The 16205-nt window shown below is 57.3% G+C and carries 14 protein-coding genes; 7 read left to right on the forward strand and 7 right to left on the reverse strand.

The window, feature by feature from the left end; genetic code table 11:
• Positions 1–7: 7 nt before the first annotated feature.
• Positions 8–997, reverse strand: a complete 990-nt coding sequence (tauA, locus tag P4L78_RS17710; protein WP_309329496.1) for a taurine ABC transporter substrate-binding protein — start codon at positions 995–997, stop codon at positions 8–10.
• A gap of 200 nt (positions 998–1197) precedes the next feature.
• Positions 1198–2508 carry an MFS transporter gene (locus P4L78_RS17715; protein ID WP_283150048.1) on the reverse strand — a complete coding sequence of 437 codons (1311 nt, stop codon included), beginning with the start codon at positions 2506–2508 and terminating at the stop codon, positions 1198–1200.
• 300 nt (positions 2509–2808) lie between these two features.
• Between P4L78_RS17715 and P4L78_RS17720 the strand changes: the two genes are divergently transcribed.
• Together P4L78_RS17720 and P4L78_RS17725 are read left to right on the forward strand one after the other, a co-directional pair.
• Positions 2809–3231: an organic hydroperoxide resistance protein gene (locus P4L78_RS17720; RefSeq protein WP_309329498.1), complete on the forward strand. Its 423-nt coding sequence runs from the start codon at positions 2809–2811 to the stop codon at positions 3229–3231.
• Positions 3232–3349: 118 nt separating this feature from the next.
• Positions 3350–3805: a MarR family transcriptional regulator gene (locus tag P4L78_RS17725; protein WP_309329500.1), complete on the forward strand. Its 456-nt coding sequence runs from the start codon at positions 3350–3352 to the stop codon at positions 3803–3805.
• Positions 3806–4017: 212 nt separating this feature from the next.
• Here the strand turns inward: P4L78_RS17725 and P4L78_RS17730 are convergent, their stop codons facing one another.
• Complete coding sequence (locus P4L78_RS17730; protein WP_309329502.1) at positions 4018–5241, reverse strand: MFS transporter; 1224 nt, start codon at positions 5239–5241, stop codon at positions 4018–4020.
• 101 nt (positions 5242–5342) lie between these two features.
• Here P4L78_RS17730 and P4L78_RS17735 point away from each other — a divergent pair, with 101 nt between their 5' ends.
• Positions 5343–6224, forward strand: coding sequence for a LysR substrate-binding domain-containing protein (locus P4L78_RS17735; RefSeq protein ID WP_309329504.1), 882 nt, complete (start codon positions 5343–5345; stop codon positions 6222–6224).
• Between the two features lie 37 nt (positions 6225–6261).
• Here P4L78_RS17735 and P4L78_RS17740 read toward each other — a convergent pair whose 3' ends face one another.
• Both P4L78_RS17740 and gcvA read right to left on the reverse strand, forming a co-directional pair.
• Positions 6262–7206 carry a LysR family transcriptional regulator gene (locus P4L78_RS17740; RefSeq protein WP_309329506.1) on the reverse strand — a complete coding sequence of 315 codons (945 nt, stop codon included), beginning with the start codon at positions 7204–7206 and terminating at the stop codon, positions 6262–6264.
• A gap of 392 nt (positions 7207–7598) precedes the next feature.
• Complete coding sequence (gene gcvA, locus P4L78_RS17745) at positions 7599–8525, reverse strand: transcriptional regulator GcvA (protein ID WP_309329508.1); 927 nt, start codon at positions 8523–8525, stop codon at positions 7599–7601.
• 114 nt (positions 8526–8639) lie between these two features.
• Between gcvA and P4L78_RS17750 the strand changes: the two genes are divergently transcribed.
• Complete coding sequence (locus P4L78_RS17750) at positions 8640–8972, forward strand: DUF2917 domain-containing protein (protein ID WP_309329510.1); 333 nt, start codon at positions 8640–8642, stop codon at positions 8970–8972.
• Positions 8972–9661 (forward strand): glutathione S-transferase family protein, encoded by a 690-nt coding sequence (locus P4L78_RS17755; protein WP_309329512.1) that lies wholly within the window; start codon positions 8972–8974, stop codon positions 9659–9661. The genes P4L78_RS17750 and P4L78_RS17755 overlap by 1 nt, the downstream gene beginning before the upstream one ends.
• A 136-nt stretch (positions 9662–9797) precedes the next feature.
• On the opposite strand, the gene P4L78_RS17760 is transcribed toward P4L78_RS17755, so the two are convergent.
• On the reverse strand, positions 9798–12554 hold the full coding sequence (locus P4L78_RS17760) for an insulinase family protein (RefSeq protein ID WP_309329514.1): 2757 nt from the start codon (positions 12552–12554) through the stop codon (positions 9798–9800).
• A gap of 446 nt (positions 12555–13000) precedes the next feature.
• Here P4L78_RS17760 and P4L78_RS17765 point away from each other — a divergent pair, with 446 nt between their 5' ends.
• Entirely contained in the window at positions 13001–14203 is a 1203-nt protein-coding gene (locus P4L78_RS17765) for an acetylornithine transaminase (RefSeq protein WP_309329516.1), read from the forward strand.
• A 219-nt stretch (positions 14204–14422) separates the two neighbouring features.
• On the opposite strand, the gene P4L78_RS17770 is transcribed toward P4L78_RS17765, so the two are convergent.
• A complete protein-coding gene (locus P4L78_RS17770) occupies positions 14423–15448 on the reverse strand; it encodes an AI-2E family transporter (protein WP_283150058.1) in 1026 nt (341 codons plus the stop codon).
• A 123-nt stretch (positions 15449–15571) separates the two neighbouring features.
• On the opposite strand from P4L78_RS17770, the gene P4L78_RS17775 reads away from it, so the two are divergent.
• On the forward strand, positions 15572–16123 hold the full coding sequence (locus P4L78_RS17775; protein ID WP_309329518.1) for a peroxiredoxin: 552 nt from the start codon (positions 15572–15574) through the stop codon (positions 16121–16123).
• Positions 16124–16205: the final 82 nt, after the last annotated feature.

A 16205-nucleotide genomic window follows, 5' to 3' on the forward strand; every position in this document is an offset into this window, starting at 1 on the left:
GTTGCGCTCACTTGGCGGCGGTCTGCGCGTACTTGCCATCAACATACGGTGCGTAGCTTGGCTGCACGCTGTCGACCTTGCCTTGTTCCTTGAGGAAGGAGGAAGTCTGAGCGATGGCTTGGGCAATTTGCGGGCCTAGCAACTTCGCTTGTTCGGATGCATTCGGGTAGCCGTTGCCTTCCAGCAGACCGGAGATTTCTTCCGGCTTGGCACCGGTCAGGCGCGATACTTTGTCCACATTGGCAGTGTTGGCCAGCCAGGCTTTGGGGTTGGCGTTGTAATCGGCATAAGCCTTGAGTGTGACCTTGGCGAAGTTGGCGACAAACTCAGGATGCTTCTCGGCGAAATCCTTGCGCACGATCCAGGCATCAAAGGTTGGCGCGCCCCATTTGCCAACTTCGGTCGAAGTCACCAGCAGCTTGCCACTTTCTTTGGCCTTGCCCAGCGCCGGGTCCCACACGTAGGCGGCATCGATATCGCCCCGTTGCCATGCGGCAGTGATTTCGGATGGACGCAGATTCAGGATTTGCACTTTGGTCGGGTCAATCTGCCAGTGCTTGAGTGCTGCGAGCAGGCTGTAGTGCGTCGTGGAGACAAACGGCACGGCGACTTTCTTGCCGATCAGATCTTGCGGCTTGTTGATGTTGGCGCCGTTACGCACTACCAGTGCTTCAGCCGAGCCAATCTGCACGGCAATCAGGAAGGTCTGGATTGGTAAACCTCGACTGGCCGCAGCAGCCAGCGGGCTGGAGCCGACATAACCCACTTGCACATCGCCTGAAGCCACCGCCGCAATAACCTCGGCGCCGCTTTCAAACTTGCGCCAGTTGATTTTGCTGTTGGTGGCTTTTTCATACAGGCCATCGGCTTGCGCGACCTTGGCCGGTTCTACTGTGGTCTGGTAGGCCACCGTGACGTCTTCAGCGTGAGCTGCCGTAGCCAGTCCGGCCAGTGCAATGATCGGTACCAGCCATTTCCAGGAGTGCAGTTTGGTCATCTCGAATCCCTTTGTTTTAGCGTTGCTTTGGTGTGATGCGACCAATCTAACAAAGCGACTTATTAACAAGAAGGAATATTAAATGATGTTTATATATTTTTATTGAATAAAAAACCTGGCCGTTATATCACCGTGCGGACCAGAAATAACAAAGGCTCCAATGAGGAGCCTTTGTGGTCAACCTTGCTGAAACGGTGAGATCAGGCGCGGGCCAGTTTGGGCGCTACGGCCGGGGACTGGTCAAAGCGCCCCATGCGGCTAAGAATCAACGTGGCGATCAAGCCGCTGGCAGCGGCAAACGTCAGCCACAAACCAGGCATGGCCTTGTTGCCGGTGGCGTGAATCAAGCCGGTCGCAATCGCCGGGGTGAAACCACCGAAGATGGCCGTCGCCAGGCTATACGCCATGGAGAAACCAGTGGTGCGCACATGCGGCGGCATCATTTCGATCAGCGTCACCACCATGGCACCGTTATAGCTGGCGTAAATGAAGGACAGCCAGAGTTCTACCGCCAGCAAATGGCCGAAGGACGGCGACTGCACCAGCCACGCCAATGCCGGGTACGCGGTCAGCAGGCTGAGTACGGTAAAGGTAATCAACAATGGTTTGCGGCCAATACGGTCAGACAAGGCGCCCATGACAGGCAGCCAGAACAGGTTGGAAATCCCCACGCACACCGTAACAACCAGCGTCTCGATATCCCCCAGCTTGAGTTCGGTTTTGCCAAACGTCGGGGTGTAGGCCGTGATCATGTAGAACGACACCGTAGTCATCACCACCAGCAAGGTGCCCAGAATGACGATGCCCCAGTTCTGGATAATGGAACTGTAGATTTCCTGGGGCGTCGGGCGGTGTTTGCGTTGCTGGAACTCTTCGGTTTCCTGTAGCGAACGACGGATGATGAACAGGAACGGCACAATCAGACAGCCAATCACAAACGGCACGCGCCAGCCCCAGGCATCCATCTGGCCATGGGACAGGTTTGAGGCCAGCAATACCCCCAGCACCGCCGCAAATACCACTGCCACTTGCTGGCTGGCCGACTGCCAGCTCACGTAAAAGCCTTTGTTACCCGGGCTGGCAATTTCGGCCAGATAAACCGAGACGCCACCCAGTTCCACCCCGGCAGAAAAACCCTGCAGCAAACGCCCCGCCACCACCAGCAAGGGCGCAGCAATGCCAATGGAGGCATAGCCCGGCACGCAGGCGATCAGCAAGGTGCCACAGGCCATCAGACCCAGAGTAAGGATCAGCCCGGCGCGGCGGCCGTGGCGGTCAATATAGGAGCCCAGCACGATCGCACCCAGCGGGCGCATCAGGAAACCGGCGCCAAACGTCACCAGTGCCAGCATGAGCGAGAGAAATTCGTTACCGCTGGGGAAAAACGTTTTGGCAATGGCTGCGGCGTAATAGCCGTACACCATGAAGTCATACATTTCGAGGAAGTTACCGCTAACCACGCGGAATACCGCACCTGCCGGTGTCTGCGTCGAAGAAGAAGCTGAAGCCATTGCCGCTTGCCTTGTACATGGATTGACATGATCGATTATCCAGAGCTTGTAGTCGCCCCGCCGTAACTACTTTCCGCAATCCGGAATCTCCAAACGCCGGTCAACCGTTCCATTATTTATTGTTTTAAATCAATTTTTACCAGATATGCCGAATGGGTTGGGCTGGGCCGTATGACCGTTCATCCATATTTTTATTTTATGCGTTGAACATTTATATTGTGCACAATAGTATTGCTTCACAAACAAAGACCAGACAACATCTAATCTCTCTTGCAAAGTCTTTTACAAAGGAAAACTGCCATGACCATTCTTTATCGCACCAAAGCGACTACCCACGGCGGCCGTAATGGCCGGGTTGAATCTGCCGACGGCCTGTTCTCGGCGGAGCTGGCCATGCCCAAAGAACTGGGCGGCGGTAACAAAGTGGGCACCAATCCAGAGCAACTGTTTGCCGCTGGCTACGCCGCATGTTTTGAAAGCGCAATCCAGTTTGTGGCCGGCCAAGGCAAAGTGAAAATCGGGGCGACTCAGGTTGAAGCAGAAGTCGGCATTGGCCCGCGCGCCGAAGGCGGCTTTAAGCTGGAAGTGTCGCTCAAGGCTACGGTAGGTGGTGTGGATCAAGTGACTGCCGAAAAACTCGTCGCCACCGCGCATGAAGTTTGCCCGTACTCCAATGCCACCCGCGGCAATATCGTGGTGAACGTGCAGGCTTTCGCTGGCTAAGTGAGCCAGTAGGCGGGATCGTGCAACAAGCCTGCGATAGCATGGGCAGCCGCTCATGCTATCGTATTGGCGTTTGTGCCCCGCTGCGGGCTGATCCCAACTCCACTTGATACCACTGATGACCACTCCCAATCTGCTCACTCTGGACCAGCAACTGTGCTTTCCGCTCTACGCGGCCAGCAACTTGATGACGCGCCTGTACCGGCCGTTGCTGGAAGAGCTGGAGCTGACTTATCCGCAATATCTGGTGATGATGGCGCTGTGGGAAACCGCACCGCGCAGCGTGGGAGAGCTAGGCAAACAGTTGTATCTGGACACCGGTACCCTCACCCCGCTGCTCAAGCGGCTACAGACACATGGCTTGGTGACCCGCCAGCGTGATGCGGCAGACGAACGTCGCGTGGTGGTCGATCTGACCGAAGCCGGTCGCGCCCTGCGCACCAAAGCCGAAGCCGTGCCACCGGCGTTGTTGTGCGCGTTGCCGATGTCGTTGGAAGAACTGGCAGATATTCGTGGGCGCTTGCAGGGATTTTTGTCGCTACTGAGTGAGGCAGATCCACGGAATAACGGGTGAGTGTTTGGCCATGCTGGCGTGGCATGGTTTACGACATGGCTAGCGGCATGGGCGCCAAGCTGTTTTGCCGATGGCAAGCAGTACTGTAAAACACGCCGACCGAGAGTAGGAGACCTCAGGCTCCGACTCTCGGTCGGCGTGTTTTACAGTATTGTTAGCCGATTGCAGAAACTGCAACTGCAAACCCTTGCTACCGCCGCCTCACAAGCTCTCTACCCATACACCGCCAGCGAAATCACCTTCCTCTTCGGAAAGAAATACCAAACGGCAGTCATAACCTGCAATCCCAGCAAAATCCCCCACGCCACCAAATGAGCCACCGCAGGGTAATGGCGATCCGTTGCCGGCCACAGGCTTAGTACCGATCCCACGCCAAGTTGGCACAAGAAGATCAACACAAAAATCAGCAACGTCAGACTGGTGTTTACACGGCCGATCAGCTGGATGGGGAAGTGCTCGACGAGCACCGCGTAGCTGAGAATGCCACAGCCACCAACCAGACCGTAGGCGGCCCAAAGTAGCCATAAGGGGACGGCGACCTGCGCCATGATCAGCCCTTGTATCAGCATGAACAACAACATGCCAAAGCCGGAAAACAAACGCACGCTGATACCGTGACGCTCCAATGACCGCGCCAGGAAACCGAAGCCGACACTACCGACCATCATGGCTACGCCCAGCACCGAGATCACCGAGCCTACCTGGGCTGGCGCGAGGCCACTGACGTCGCGCAGGTACGGCGCCATCCATAGCGATTGCATGGCGTAGAACACGCCTTGGGTCATTGAAGAAAAGGCGGCCACCTTCCAGAACACTGGGCTTTTGAGCACATGCCACGACCCAAGCAACTGGCTTTTGAAGTCAGCCTCGTGTGCAACTTCGCGGCTTTTCGGCACGCCAAACCAGATACCCAACGCCACCAGTGCCGAAAAACCGGCCAGACCAAAACAGATGCTGCGCCAATCGGTAATGCTCAATAACCATAACAGCGGCGAGCCCATGGCCACGCCGCCCAGCCCGCCAATGGCCATGGTCAGGCCATTCAGTAACGGCAGGCGCTTGAAGTCGAACCATTGCGCTAGCGCTTTGAACGCCGCGCCCAGGCAAGCAGCCAGACCAATCCCGATCAGCAGACGACCCAACATCAAACCGGATTTGCTGGTGGCCATGCCAAAGACCACTGAACCCGTTGCTGCCACCAGGATCAGTACTGCGGTTACGCGGCGCGAGCCAAAACGGTCTAACAGAATGCCAACGGGCAATTGCGCACCAGCAAAACCCAGAAAATACAGGCTGGTCAGCAACCCCAGATCTGCAGCAGACAAACCCAGTTCATGCGTCAGATACGGCGCAAAACCGAGGTTTACCCCGCGATAAACGTATGACACAAAATACCCAAGGGCAAACAAGACAAACACACGCAAAGCAGCAGGCATGATCAGATTCCGGTAATGCATTCAGGACATGATTGTCCGGGCTTTGAGTCCATCTGGCGAACGAAAGCTTTCGACGACCAATGTGAGTAGAATTTGCTGGCATGACGACACGAATCCCCCCACTGGCTGCGCTACGGGCGCTGGAAGCCGCAGTGCGCCTGCACAGCTTTACCCGCGCCGCGCAAGAACTGCACGTTACTCACAGTGCAGTCAGTCACCACCTGCGCGCACTGGAAGAACAACTTGGCACGGCATTGTTTCGGCGCGTTGGCCCGAATATGTTGCCGACCCCTATTTGCGAACGTCTGGCAGCAAGAATACGGTCAGCCGTGGACGAGATTGCCGATGCGCTGGCAGAAGCACGCACCGAAGGCGCTGGCGTAATCCGCCTGCAAATCAGTGTCATGGCCGATTTTGCCAGTAGTTGGCTGATTCGTCGTCTGGGCCAGTTCAGCCAGTTGCATCCGGATATCGAACTGATGCTGCGCATCCACTACCAGATTGAGCCGCCCGATCCGGATAGCGTGGATATCGGCATCTGGCATCAGCGCATCCACAAACAGGGCTTTCATAGCCACAAGCTGCTGGACGACCGCGTGGTGGCAGTGGCCAGCCCAGGTTTGCTGGCGCGATACCCAAATTTTGAGTTAGCCGATTTACCCAAGTTACCCATGTTGCGGCTGACTTTGCGCTCCTGGCATGACTGGCTGGTGGCTGCGGGTTTACCGCCAGATGAACCCGAGCGCGGACCGGTATTTGATGACCCCGGTTTGATGCTGCAAGCCGCGGTGGCCGGGCAAGGCGTCGCCACTGCCCGTTTGCAAATGGCCCGGCACGATCTGGAAGCGGGCAATCTGGTACAGCTTGGCGATATTTCGGTGCCTGCCAACCTGGAATACTTTGTCACCTGGCGCGAGAACCATCCGCGAGAGCTGGCGATCTGCCGTTTTTACGAATGGTTGCGCCAGCAGTTTGGCTCGTGAGCGACATTTGAACTGAACGGACTCCCCGCAATCCTCATCAACCGTGGTTTGCGGCCAGCGTAACCCATGGCGCGGTTTTGCTGAATGGCGAGTCGGTCAGCAAGGCTTCTACCGCATCCAGAAAATGGCGGCTCTTGGCCGGCATCAGGCTGCGCGCAGGCAGCAGCGCGTAGATGCGCAAGGGATGCGGCTCGTAATCTGGCAGCAGCGGCACCAGTCGGCCCGCATCACATTCGTCCTCACAAAAACTGCGAGCCAGCACGGTGGCACCTAAACCCGAGACCGCCGCACGCACTCGCAGCCACGCGTTGGCGGTACGCAAACGCGGATGCAACGGTAGCGTAATTTCGTCGGCCTCAGATTTGCTGGAGAAGGTCCACTCCCCCTCGTAGGGAGCGGCAATCTGCGGCCAGTGGGCAAGGTCCGCCGGTGTCTTGGGCTGCCCCAATTGCGCCACCAGTTCCGGCGAAGCATACAAACCGCGCGGGGCATCAAATACCCGCCGTGCAACCTGGCGCGAATCGGGCAGCGGCAGCGCTGTAACCACAAATGCAATGTCGTAACCGTCGGCCAGCGGATCAACAATGCCCGAGACCACGTCCACTTCAATCGATAATTTGGGATGGCGCAGCATCATCTCGGTAATGACGTCACCCAACTGCATGCTGCCAAATTCGTAAGTCGCGGCGATGCGCAATACGCCACCCAGCGAGGCATCACCGGCATCGACATGATCGGCGATATCTTCCAGCCGTTCGAATAATGGCCCGATTTCCTGCATCAGCCTTTCACCGTCTTCGGTCAGGCGCATGCGGCGGGTACTGCGCTCCAGCAAACGCACGCCCAACCGCTGCTCCAGCCGGGCAACCGCCATGCTTACCGTCGATTTGGGTACGTCCATGCGTTCGGCGGCGCGCGTGAAGCCACCCAGCCGCGCCACGCTCACAAAACAATGCCAGTCATTCCAGTCGTTTGTTCTCATAAATGAACAATAAATCCATTGTTGTCAGTTTATTCGTTGCCGAAATCAACCTGGTATTTGCCTGCGCAAACGATATGCTCGGCTTGTTTGTATCCGGGGAAATGGCTGATGCGCCGATTCAAAACGGCGCAGCGCTGCGGGCTGGCTATTATGCGCGGCGTCTAACCGTTGGCGCCAGGTGGTTGATCTGCCGATCAGCTACATATTGGCCAGTGCAATGCTCGACCAGGCAAAACCAGGTTTTGTTCCACGTTGGCAGGAGTTTCTCTTCAGCGATCACTTAGCAGCACTGAAAATGACGTCAACTTTCCGACAATTTCACCAAAAATCCGCCAATTACGGAAAGTGTCCGCATTCGAATCAACCCCATTTTCCGCTGCTGTATTGCCGATTCACGACGTGGCGGCAGCTGACTCCCCTTGCAACGATGCGGGCAATTGCGCCAGATATTGCGCCACTTGTTCCACCAGCCAGGCCGAGAAATCCTGCAACTTGCGGGTGCCCTCGGTCCGCAACGGCCACACCAGCCAGTATCCGCGATTGGGATAAGGCATCGAGACATCAGTCAGTTGCACCAACTCACCGGTTCGCAGCATGTCGACCACCAGCGACAATCGCGTCAGCGCCACGCCCTGCCCCAGTTTCACCGCCTGCAATAACAAATTGGAGTCATTGCAATTCAGGCCATTGGGCTCGGGGCCGTCGATACCCGCCGCGATATACCACGGCCGCCAGTTCTCTACCGAGCGCACCACCGGACAACGCATTACCTGCGCAGCGGTCTGCGGTAGGTCGCCACCATTGAAGTGCGGGGCCGCGACCACCACCAGCCGATCCTCCAGCAAAAACAGTTGCTTGACGTCCGGCCACTGCCCATTACCCATGCGGATTGCCACGTCCACCAGACCGCCCCGCAAATCGTCCACGGCCAGCCCGGCGCGCAAGCGCAAACGGTATTCCGGATGGCGGCGGCTGAAGTCTGGCAGGCGCGGCACCAGCCAGTGCAGGCCAAATGAAGGCAGTACCGAGATCACCAGTTCATTTGGGCGCGGGCCGGCTTGCACCCATTGCGTTGCCTCACCGATTTCGCCCAGCGCAATGCGAATCTGCATGGCATATACGCGGCCCTCATCGGTCAAAATCAGCCGCTTTCCCTGGCGCTCAAACAGCGCGACGCCCAGAAATTCTTCCAGCGCCCGCAACTGGTGACTGACGGCGCCGTGGGTAACAAACAGCTCATCGGCGGCCTGGACCACGCTGCCCAGACGCGATACCGCTTCAAAAGCCCGCAAAGCAGGAAGAGGAGGAAGTGGGTTCACCGCAAAGTCCGTTAGTTTTATTCACATAAAGATCGAAAATATATCGGTTTTTGTCAAGCAATTCTGCGGATATAGTCAACCTCATGTAAATGTCATTGCCTGAAGGGGGTTATCATGCAAACCAGAATCATCCTGCAAAACGGCGAATTGCTGCGGCTGGATCGCCACGAGCGCTACAGCGTCGCCTGTGAGTCTGGCGAAGCCTGGATCACCATATCCGGTGTTTCGCGCGATATTATTTTGCATGGTAAAGAGCGCGCCCAACTGGCACCCGGCGTTGCGCTGATAGAAGGCCATGGCGAGTTGCAGATCATTCCTGCCCCTCCTGGCTGGGCTTATCGGCTGCTATTGGCCAGTGCCCGTGGCTTGCTCACTTTGGCGCGACATCTGCGTCGCCGCCCACGTGTTGCGGCCCCGATTTGTTTGACTTCTGACAGGACTATCTGATGGCTTACACGCTGTATATCGGCAACAAAAACTATTCGTCGTGGTCGCTGCGACCCTGGATTCTGTTGCGGCACCTGGGCATCCCGTTTGTGGAAATTCCGGTGCAGGTCAGCGGGCTTGGACCTAACGCAAGTCACCGATCCTATTCGGACAACGGCCTGGTACCCTGTCTGCATGAGGGCGATATCCGTATCTGGGAAAGTCTGGCGATCTGTGAATACATTGCCGAGCAATACCCGCAAGCCTGGCCTGCCGACAAACACGCCCGCGCCTTTGCCCGCGCCATTTCGGCTGAAATGCACGCTGGCTTTGGCAACGTACGCGGCAATATGCCGATGAACGTCAAACTGCGCGCCGTCGGCAAACCCTTGCCGGAAAACATCCAGACCGATGTCGATCGCATCTGCGCCATCTGGCAAGAGGCCCGCACCCGCTTTGCGACGGCGAACGGTCCTTACCTGTTTGGCGAGTTCAGCATTGCCGACGCCATGTACGCCCCGGTAGTCTGGCGCTTTTACTGCTACAACGTGCCCTTGCCCGCCGTCGCCGCCCAGTATCGCGACACCATGCTGGCGCATCCGGCGATGCAAGCCTGGGAGCGCGCTGCGCTGGCTGAAACGGTGAGCATTGCGGAAAGCGACGCCCTGCTGGCGGTTTGGGGTGGATCGCGGCAGGAAACATCTGTATGAGGCAATGAGCTGCCAGTTAAAGCACGCCTGGTGACGTCTTTATAGCGTTAAACGGCCGCCTCCTGTTGAGGCGACCGTTATTCCTGCCCGGATGAATCCACATGATTCAGCACATCGGCCGTACTAGCACCAACTCTCAGAATCCGGGATTGCAACCGACGGAACCCAGCGACCAACGCTCCGGAGCAAACCAGTCTTGTGCTACCCGCTGAATGCGATCGGCGGTAATTAGCCGCTGGGGGTCTGGTGTGGCGTCGGCCAAGGATCCATTTACCCAATGCCAAGCCATAGACCGGGCATAAGCTTCAGGCACTTGTGGCCGATTGTTAATCCCGGCCTGAAGACTGTCGCGAATCTGCGTTAGCTCCTCTTCAGACAGAGGCTGTTCGCGCAACCGGGTAAGTTCTTTTCGCGTAAGCGCCATCGCTTGCTGGCACTGGTTTGCGGCAGTCGAGTAACGAATACCAATCAGCAACCCAGTGCGTGGAAAATATTCCTGCCAGCCAAAAACACCGTATGACTTGCCGCCGAACTGGCGCAGTGATGTCGTTAACCGGCGTTGCAACAGACCCGTTACTTCTTCAGCCAGAAAAGCGTTGCTGGAGTCAGTAGGTAGCGGCGCCCATGCGTGCATCTCTGTCCCGGCCTCCCCTCCCCAATTGGCAGCAATATTCGTGGTTGGGAGTAGTTTGGCAGTGAGCATGGTCGACGCCGTCTCCGCGCTGTTTTGCACAGGAAGACTTCCCAGATAGCGCGCTACCAGTGGCTGCAAATCTGCGGGGGAGGCGACGCCCGTAAAAACAAAATGAAACCGTGCTGCATTGGTAAAGAGCTGCCGGCGTACTGCCAATAATCGGGACTGGCTTACACTGTCAAAATCGGCATCGGTCCACCTTGGGTTATACGGCCAACCCGGACCAAAACCCTGCGCTTTCATCCCCTGATACAAGGCATCCAGCCCATTCGTATTCCAGTTTTGACGAGCCTGCGACACGGCCCAATCGCGCGCCTGGTCTTCAATTCGGGGAGTTGCAAACCCCTGGTGCAGCAGTTGCAATAACAGTTCAACCTCTTGTGGGGGTGCCTGGCCAACGGCGCCCTGCTGATCCACGCTTACCCAAGCTTGCAACGAGACATTGTTGCCCCCAGCCACCTGCTGCAGGTCATTGAAATTCATGGTGCCTGCACCGCTGCGGTTCATGGCGTCGGCGAGCAGGAGTCCATCTATTTGCCGACCGGGCGTCAACGACAACAGACCGCCATCGGCAATCGCGGCTACGCCAATTTGTTCGTTACTGGCGAGTCGCGGAATGACCAGCACCTGTATGCCATTGGAAAGCCGCCAGATCAGTCCATGAGTACCAGGCTCGGCGGTCTCTTGCACCACCTTGCCAGGCGCGTTGATTACGGGAATATATGAACCATTGGTTGTGGCAATAGCCCGCGCACGAACCGGTTCAGCTTTCGCCGCGGTCATCATTTCGCGTGCACTATTGTTATCGTAATAACCCAGCTGATCTTTGGGCGTGGCAGGGGGTAACAAGAACTGCGCGACCAGGGCCGGTGCCTGAACCAGTTCTGCTGCGCGCCGCTGTATATCCTGCGGTTGGGTCTGGGCGATTACGCCGTTGAGGTCCAGTAAGTCCTCGGCGGCTGAACGCAACGGACGGCCGCAACGCGTGTAATCAGCCATACGGCTAGTCCATTGGGCATTGGTGAAACCGCGTTGAGACACACCGCGTAACGTGCCTGCAAGGCGTTCGTCGGCTGCATTCAGCTCGGACTGGAGCATTCCTTCGCGTTGCAGGTGGATCAACTCGGCGTAAAGATCAGTTCCGGCCTCCTGTAGGCGGTAGCCTTTAGCTTGAACTGCGAGGTCCAGTTGCAAGACGCTCCCGGCCACGTCACCGCAGCCGAGTCGCCAGTCTGCGGATTTGGGTGCAGCGGTTGCCAGTTCAGCCCGCTGTCGCATACGCTGTGTGATGACCTCGCCCAGCAAAGCGGTTTGCCAATAGGCCGCCAGATCTTCAGTCCGCGCCGCTGGCAAACCCCAGCTCCAGATCATGTTTGGCTCCTTAATCCAGTCCAGCTTGGCAGACGAGAAAGCCCGCACCCCGGCGGCGACCAGCGGTGCGGCATGCGTGGCGGGCAAGTCCCCCTTAGGGGCCGCAGAGAATAGCTGGATCACTCTGGCTTGTGCGACTTTGGTATTCAGATCTCCCGCCAGCAGCAGCGTCATTCGTTGTGGCTGGTAGTTGCGTTGGTAAAACGAGGTGATACGTTCAGCGGGCAAGTGCGCCACCACGCTGTCATTACCCAATGCCATGCGCCGGGAATAGCTGCCATCTGGCACGAATGCGTCAGCCCTGCCGCGTAACTCATCACTCAACCATTTAGTGCGCCGATATTCGTCCAGCACTACATCGCGCTCGGTGGCTAGTTCTTGTGGGTCAAATACCACCCCGTTCACCCGATCCGCCATCAACTGCAAACCACGCTCGAATACCGGGCCGGTGGCAGGTAGGGTCAGCCAGTACCGGGTGTTTTCAAAACCGGTCCAGGCGTTACTGTCCGCAATCGCGTGCATGCCTGCGCTATTTAAAAACTGGACGATCTCGCCTGCCCCAAAGTGCGTGGTACGGCGAAACGCCATATGCTCGACCAGATGCGCAATGCCTTGTTCATCGTCCATCTCATCAAGCGACCCTGCGTTAACCAGCAACCGTGCATCCACCTTGCCAAGCGGGTTAGCGTTATGCACGATCAGATATCTGAGGCCATTGGGTAATTGGCCATGAACAACATCTGCGCTGATTTGAGGTGACGCAGCATTACACAGGAGCGGCCAAGCCAGCCCCATTGCCAGCAAGCGCTGGCGGGTCCATTTCATCATCTGTTCACAACCTTGCAATTTGGAGGGAGAGGTAACCGATGCAAGCTGACTGGTGCCACGTGTGTCGTGACTAATCTGGTTTGGACGGCAATCTTACTAATTGCTTTCTTCAATCCAAAACAAATGATAGGAAATGCGGCATTCACGCCACAAAAAATAAATCTGCTTACCCCGTTGACATAAACCCCGCTTCCCCGGCAGGATAAAAAACATGAATTCCCACCACGCCCAACTCCGACGCAACAACGCGGCCCGCCGAGCCTCAATCGCGGGCCGTGGCGCGTTGCCATGGGCGTGTCTCACAACACTGGAGCAGTCCTCTGACTAACCAGCGTTACTGAAGACAAGACCAGACAACGGGCCGCGAGCTTAACAACTCGCGGCCCGTTTCGTTTTGCGCCGCCCCTTTTACCCGATCCACTACCCCACCACTTTGCACGGAGAAGATGATGACCGGTTTGACCCGCAACACCACGCATCTCATGCCCATTACCGAACGCCCGCCAATTGTGTTTACTCGCGGCGCCGGTTCGTATTTGTACGACGAGGCCGGACTGGCCTATCTGGACTGGATGCAAGGTTGGGCGGTCAATTGTCTGGGTCACGCCCCGGATGTCATCGTCGCGGCGCTGGCGCGCCAGGCCAGTACGCTGATTACCTCCAGCCCGGCGTTTCACAATCTGCCCGCCGCCGAGCTGGCCAGCTTGCTGGTACAACACAGCGCAATGGATCAGGTGTTTCTGGCCAATACCGGTGCCGAAGCCAATGAAGGCGCGATCAAGCTGGCGCGCAAGTGGGGACAGCTGCACAAGCAAGGCGCGTTTGAAGTGATCACCTTCGGCAAGGCGTTTCACGGTCGCACCATCGCCATGATGTCCGCCTCGGGCAAGCCGGGTTGGGACACTTATTTTCCGCCGCAGGTGCCGGGCTTTCCCAAGGCCACACTCAACGACCTGGACAGCGTCAGAGCACTGATCGGCCCACAAACCGTGGCGATCATGCTCGAACCCATCCAGGGTGAAGGCGGCGTTAATCCGGCCAGTCTGGCGTTCATGCGTGGCCTGCGGGCATTGTGCGATGAACACTATCTGCTGCTGATTCTGGATGAGATCCAGACCGGCTGCGGACGTACCGGCACGCTGTTTGGCTATCAGCAGTACGGCATCGAGCCAGACATCATGACGCTGGGTAAAGGCCTGGGCGGCGGCGTGCCGATCTCTGCACTACTGGCAAAGCAGCATTGCTGCGTGTTTGAACATGGCGATCAGGGCGGCACGTTCTGCGGCAACCCGCTCACGGCGGCGGTCGGCATAGCGGTATTCAATGCACTGATCGCACCGGGTTTCCTGGAGAACATTGAACTGCGCAGCCAACAGCTAACCGATGGACTGCAACAAATCAGCCACGATCTGGACCTTGGCGAAGTGCGCGGAGCGGGTTTGCTGCTGGCGCTGGAACTGGCCGCGCCCATCGGCCCGCAAGTGGTGGATGCGGCCCGGCGCAACGGCTTGCTGCTGAACTCGCCACGGCCACAGTGTTTGCGGTTTATGCCTGCGCTAAACAGCACGGAGGTAGAGATTCGCAACGGTTTGCGGATTCTGCGGCAAACGCTGGAGCATTGCCGGAACGCCCAAACCGTTGCCGTTTGAGTTTGGAATCCCGCTGAAATCGCAGCTTCGTAGCCCGGATGAAGCGAGCCCACGGGGGTACTCCCACAAAGCCATCAGATATCACTTATGGCGGTTGCCGCGGGGTAGCGAGAATCCGGGGTTGCAATGCGGGCGAATATCGCGACCACCCGCTTTGCATTCCCCTTGGCAGTACCCCAGATTGCTGCGCGAATCCGGGCTACGAAAAAAAGCACTGAGCTAAACCAGATCCCGCAGCGCCAGCTCACTCTTGATATACGCATAAAACACCGGGGCCGAAGCCAGACCGGCGATACCGAACATGGTTTCGCCAATCAGCATAGCCAGCAATAGCTCCCATGCGCTGGCATGAATGCGGCTACCGACAATGCGCGCATTCAGAAAGTATTCCAGCTTGTGTATCACGATCAGGAACAACAACGAGGCCACAGCGATGGGCAGCGAGTGCGACAGACTCACCACAAAGATAACCGTATTGGAGATGAGATTGCCAATCACCGGCAGCAGCCCGACGATAAACGCCACCAGAATCATGGTTTTGGTCAGCGGCAGATGCACGCCGAACGCGGGCAAAATCGCCGCCAGATAGATGCCGGTAAAGAGAGTGTTGAGTGCCGATATCCTGACCTGCGCGACCACCACCTGTTTGAATGAGCGGCCAAACATGCGAGTGCGACAGCGTAACGCGGCGGCCAGAGGCTTGCTGTTTTCTTCCGGCATGATGTCGTTGATGGCCACCATGGCGCCAATGATCAGGCCGATCAGGGCGTGTACAAACACCTTGCTGGCTTGCGCGCCGAACAGACGCATCTCGGTGGAATGGGTGCGCAGCCAATCCACTGTCATCTGCCGCGCCTCTTCTGCGTTAGAGGGAAGGTAGGCGGCGATGCTGTCGGGCAAGGTGTCGGATGCATCGTCGATGATCTGCGCCATTTTCTGAAATAACGCAGACAAACCCGTTTCACTGCGCACAAACGCAGATGCCGCCAGCGACAACCCAACCAATGCAGCGATCACCACCGTCGCCAGTAACAGAGCCGCCAGCAGTCGCCCACGCGAACCATTGGCGAGGCGAGAAACCACCGGCGCCAGCGTGTGGATCAGCACAAAGGTAATCATGCCGGCGAACAATGCCGGAATCAGATTCAACAAGAGCGATCCGGCAATGAACAAACCAGCCAGGATCAACGACGCAATTTCAACCTTCGGTCCGTACGGTCTGGATTTCTGAGCGGGCAGCGGCATTGTGCAGTGACTCTTTTTATAGGGCGATCATCGCGATCGTAACGGTGGCAGGCAACTTCGCTGCGCTACTGTAGCCTAATATAGTGCTGAATCAACGCGGCCCAAGACCGCAAAGGATATTTGATGAAAAACCGTATCGCCATCCTGGTCTTCGGCACCTTGTTTTCGACCGCCGCTCTGGCCGCCCTGCCCGTTGGCTCAGCTGCACCAGACTTCACCACGCAGGCATCGCTAGGCGGCAAGGTTTACAGCTACACGCTGGCCGAAGAACTCAAGAAAGGCCCGGTCGTGCTGTATTTCTACCCTGCCGCGTTCACCAAGGGTTGCACCATTGAGGCTCACGACTTTGCCGATGCCACAGACAAATACAAGGCGCTGGGTGCCACGGTGATTGGTGTCTCTAAAGATGACATCGGCACGCTGAACAAGTTTTCGGTCTCCGAATGTCGCAGCAAGTTTCCGGTAGCGTCCGATGCCGATCAGAAAATCATGAAGTCTTATGACGCCGTGTTGGCATTCAAGACGTCGATGGCCGATCGGGTATCGTTTGTAATCACGCCTGACGGCAAGATCATCTACGAATACCAGGCCCTGAATCCGGACAAACACGTCGCCAACACCTTGAAAGCACTGGAAGACTGGAAAGCCGGCAAACCGGTGAGTGTTGCTAACTGATTGCGTGCACGACGGTTGATCCCGTTACCGAGCGAAATAACAAAAAGCCCCGCCAGATTTTTTCCGGCGGGGCTTTTTCATA

The organism is Silvimonas sp. (genome assembly GCF_031291215.1).
GTDB lineage: Bacteria > Pseudomonadota > Gammaproteobacteria > Burkholderiales > Chitinibacteraceae > Silvimonas > Silvimonas soli.

What these genes read in the sequence shown, in the direction of transcription:
- tauA (WP_309329496.1), bottom strand. Translation starts at nt 997, where the DNA reads ATGACCAAACTGCACTCCTGGAAATGGCTGGTACCGATCATTGCACTG.
- P4L78_RS17715 (WP_283150048.1), bottom strand. Translation starts at nt 2,508, where the DNA reads ATGGCTTCAGCTTCTTCTTCGACGCAGACACCGGCAGGTGCGGTATTC.
- P4L78_RS17720 (WP_309329498.1), top strand. Translation starts at nt 2,809, where the DNA reads ATGACCATTCTTTATCGCACCAAAGCGACTACCCACGGCGGCCGTAAT.
- P4L78_RS17725 (WP_309329500.1), top strand. Translation starts at nt 3,350, where the DNA reads ATGACCACTCCCAATCTGCTCACTCTGGACCAGCAACTGTGCTTTCCG.
- P4L78_RS17730 (WP_309329502.1), bottom strand. Translation starts at nt 5,241, where the DNA reads ATGCCTGCTGCTTTGCGTGTGTTTGTCTTGTTTGCCCTTGGGTATTTT.
- P4L78_RS17735 (WP_309329504.1), top strand. Translation starts at nt 5,343, where the DNA reads ATGACGACACGAATCCCCCCACTGGCTGCGCTACGGGCGCTGGAAGCC.
- P4L78_RS17740 (WP_309329506.1), bottom strand. Translation starts at nt 7,206, where the DNA reads ATGAGAACAAACGACTGGAATGACTGGCATTGTTTTGTGAGCGTGGCG.
- P4L78_RS17750 (WP_309329510.1), top strand. Translation starts at nt 8,640, where the DNA reads ATGCAAACCAGAATCATCCTGCAAAACGGCGAATTGCTGCGGCTGGAT.
- P4L78_RS17755 (WP_309329512.1), top strand. Translation starts at nt 8,972, where the DNA reads ATGGCTTACACGCTGTATATCGGCAACAAAAACTATTCGTCGTGGTCG.
- P4L78_RS17760 (WP_309329514.1), bottom strand. Translation starts at nt 12,554, where the DNA reads ATGATGAAATGGACCCGCCAGCGCTTGCTGGCAATGGGGCTGGCTTGG.
- P4L78_RS17765 (WP_309329516.1), top strand. Translation starts at nt 13,001, where the DNA reads ATGATGACCGGTTTGACCCGCAACACCACGCATCTCATGCCCATTACC.
- P4L78_RS17770 (WP_283150058.1), bottom strand. Translation starts at nt 15,448, where the DNA reads ATGCCGCTGCCCGCTCAGAAATCCAGACCGTACGGACCGAAGGTTGAA.
- P4L78_RS17775 (WP_309329518.1), top strand. Translation starts at nt 15,572, where the DNA reads ATGAAAAACCGTATCGCCATCCTGGTCTTCGGCACCTTGTTTTCGACC.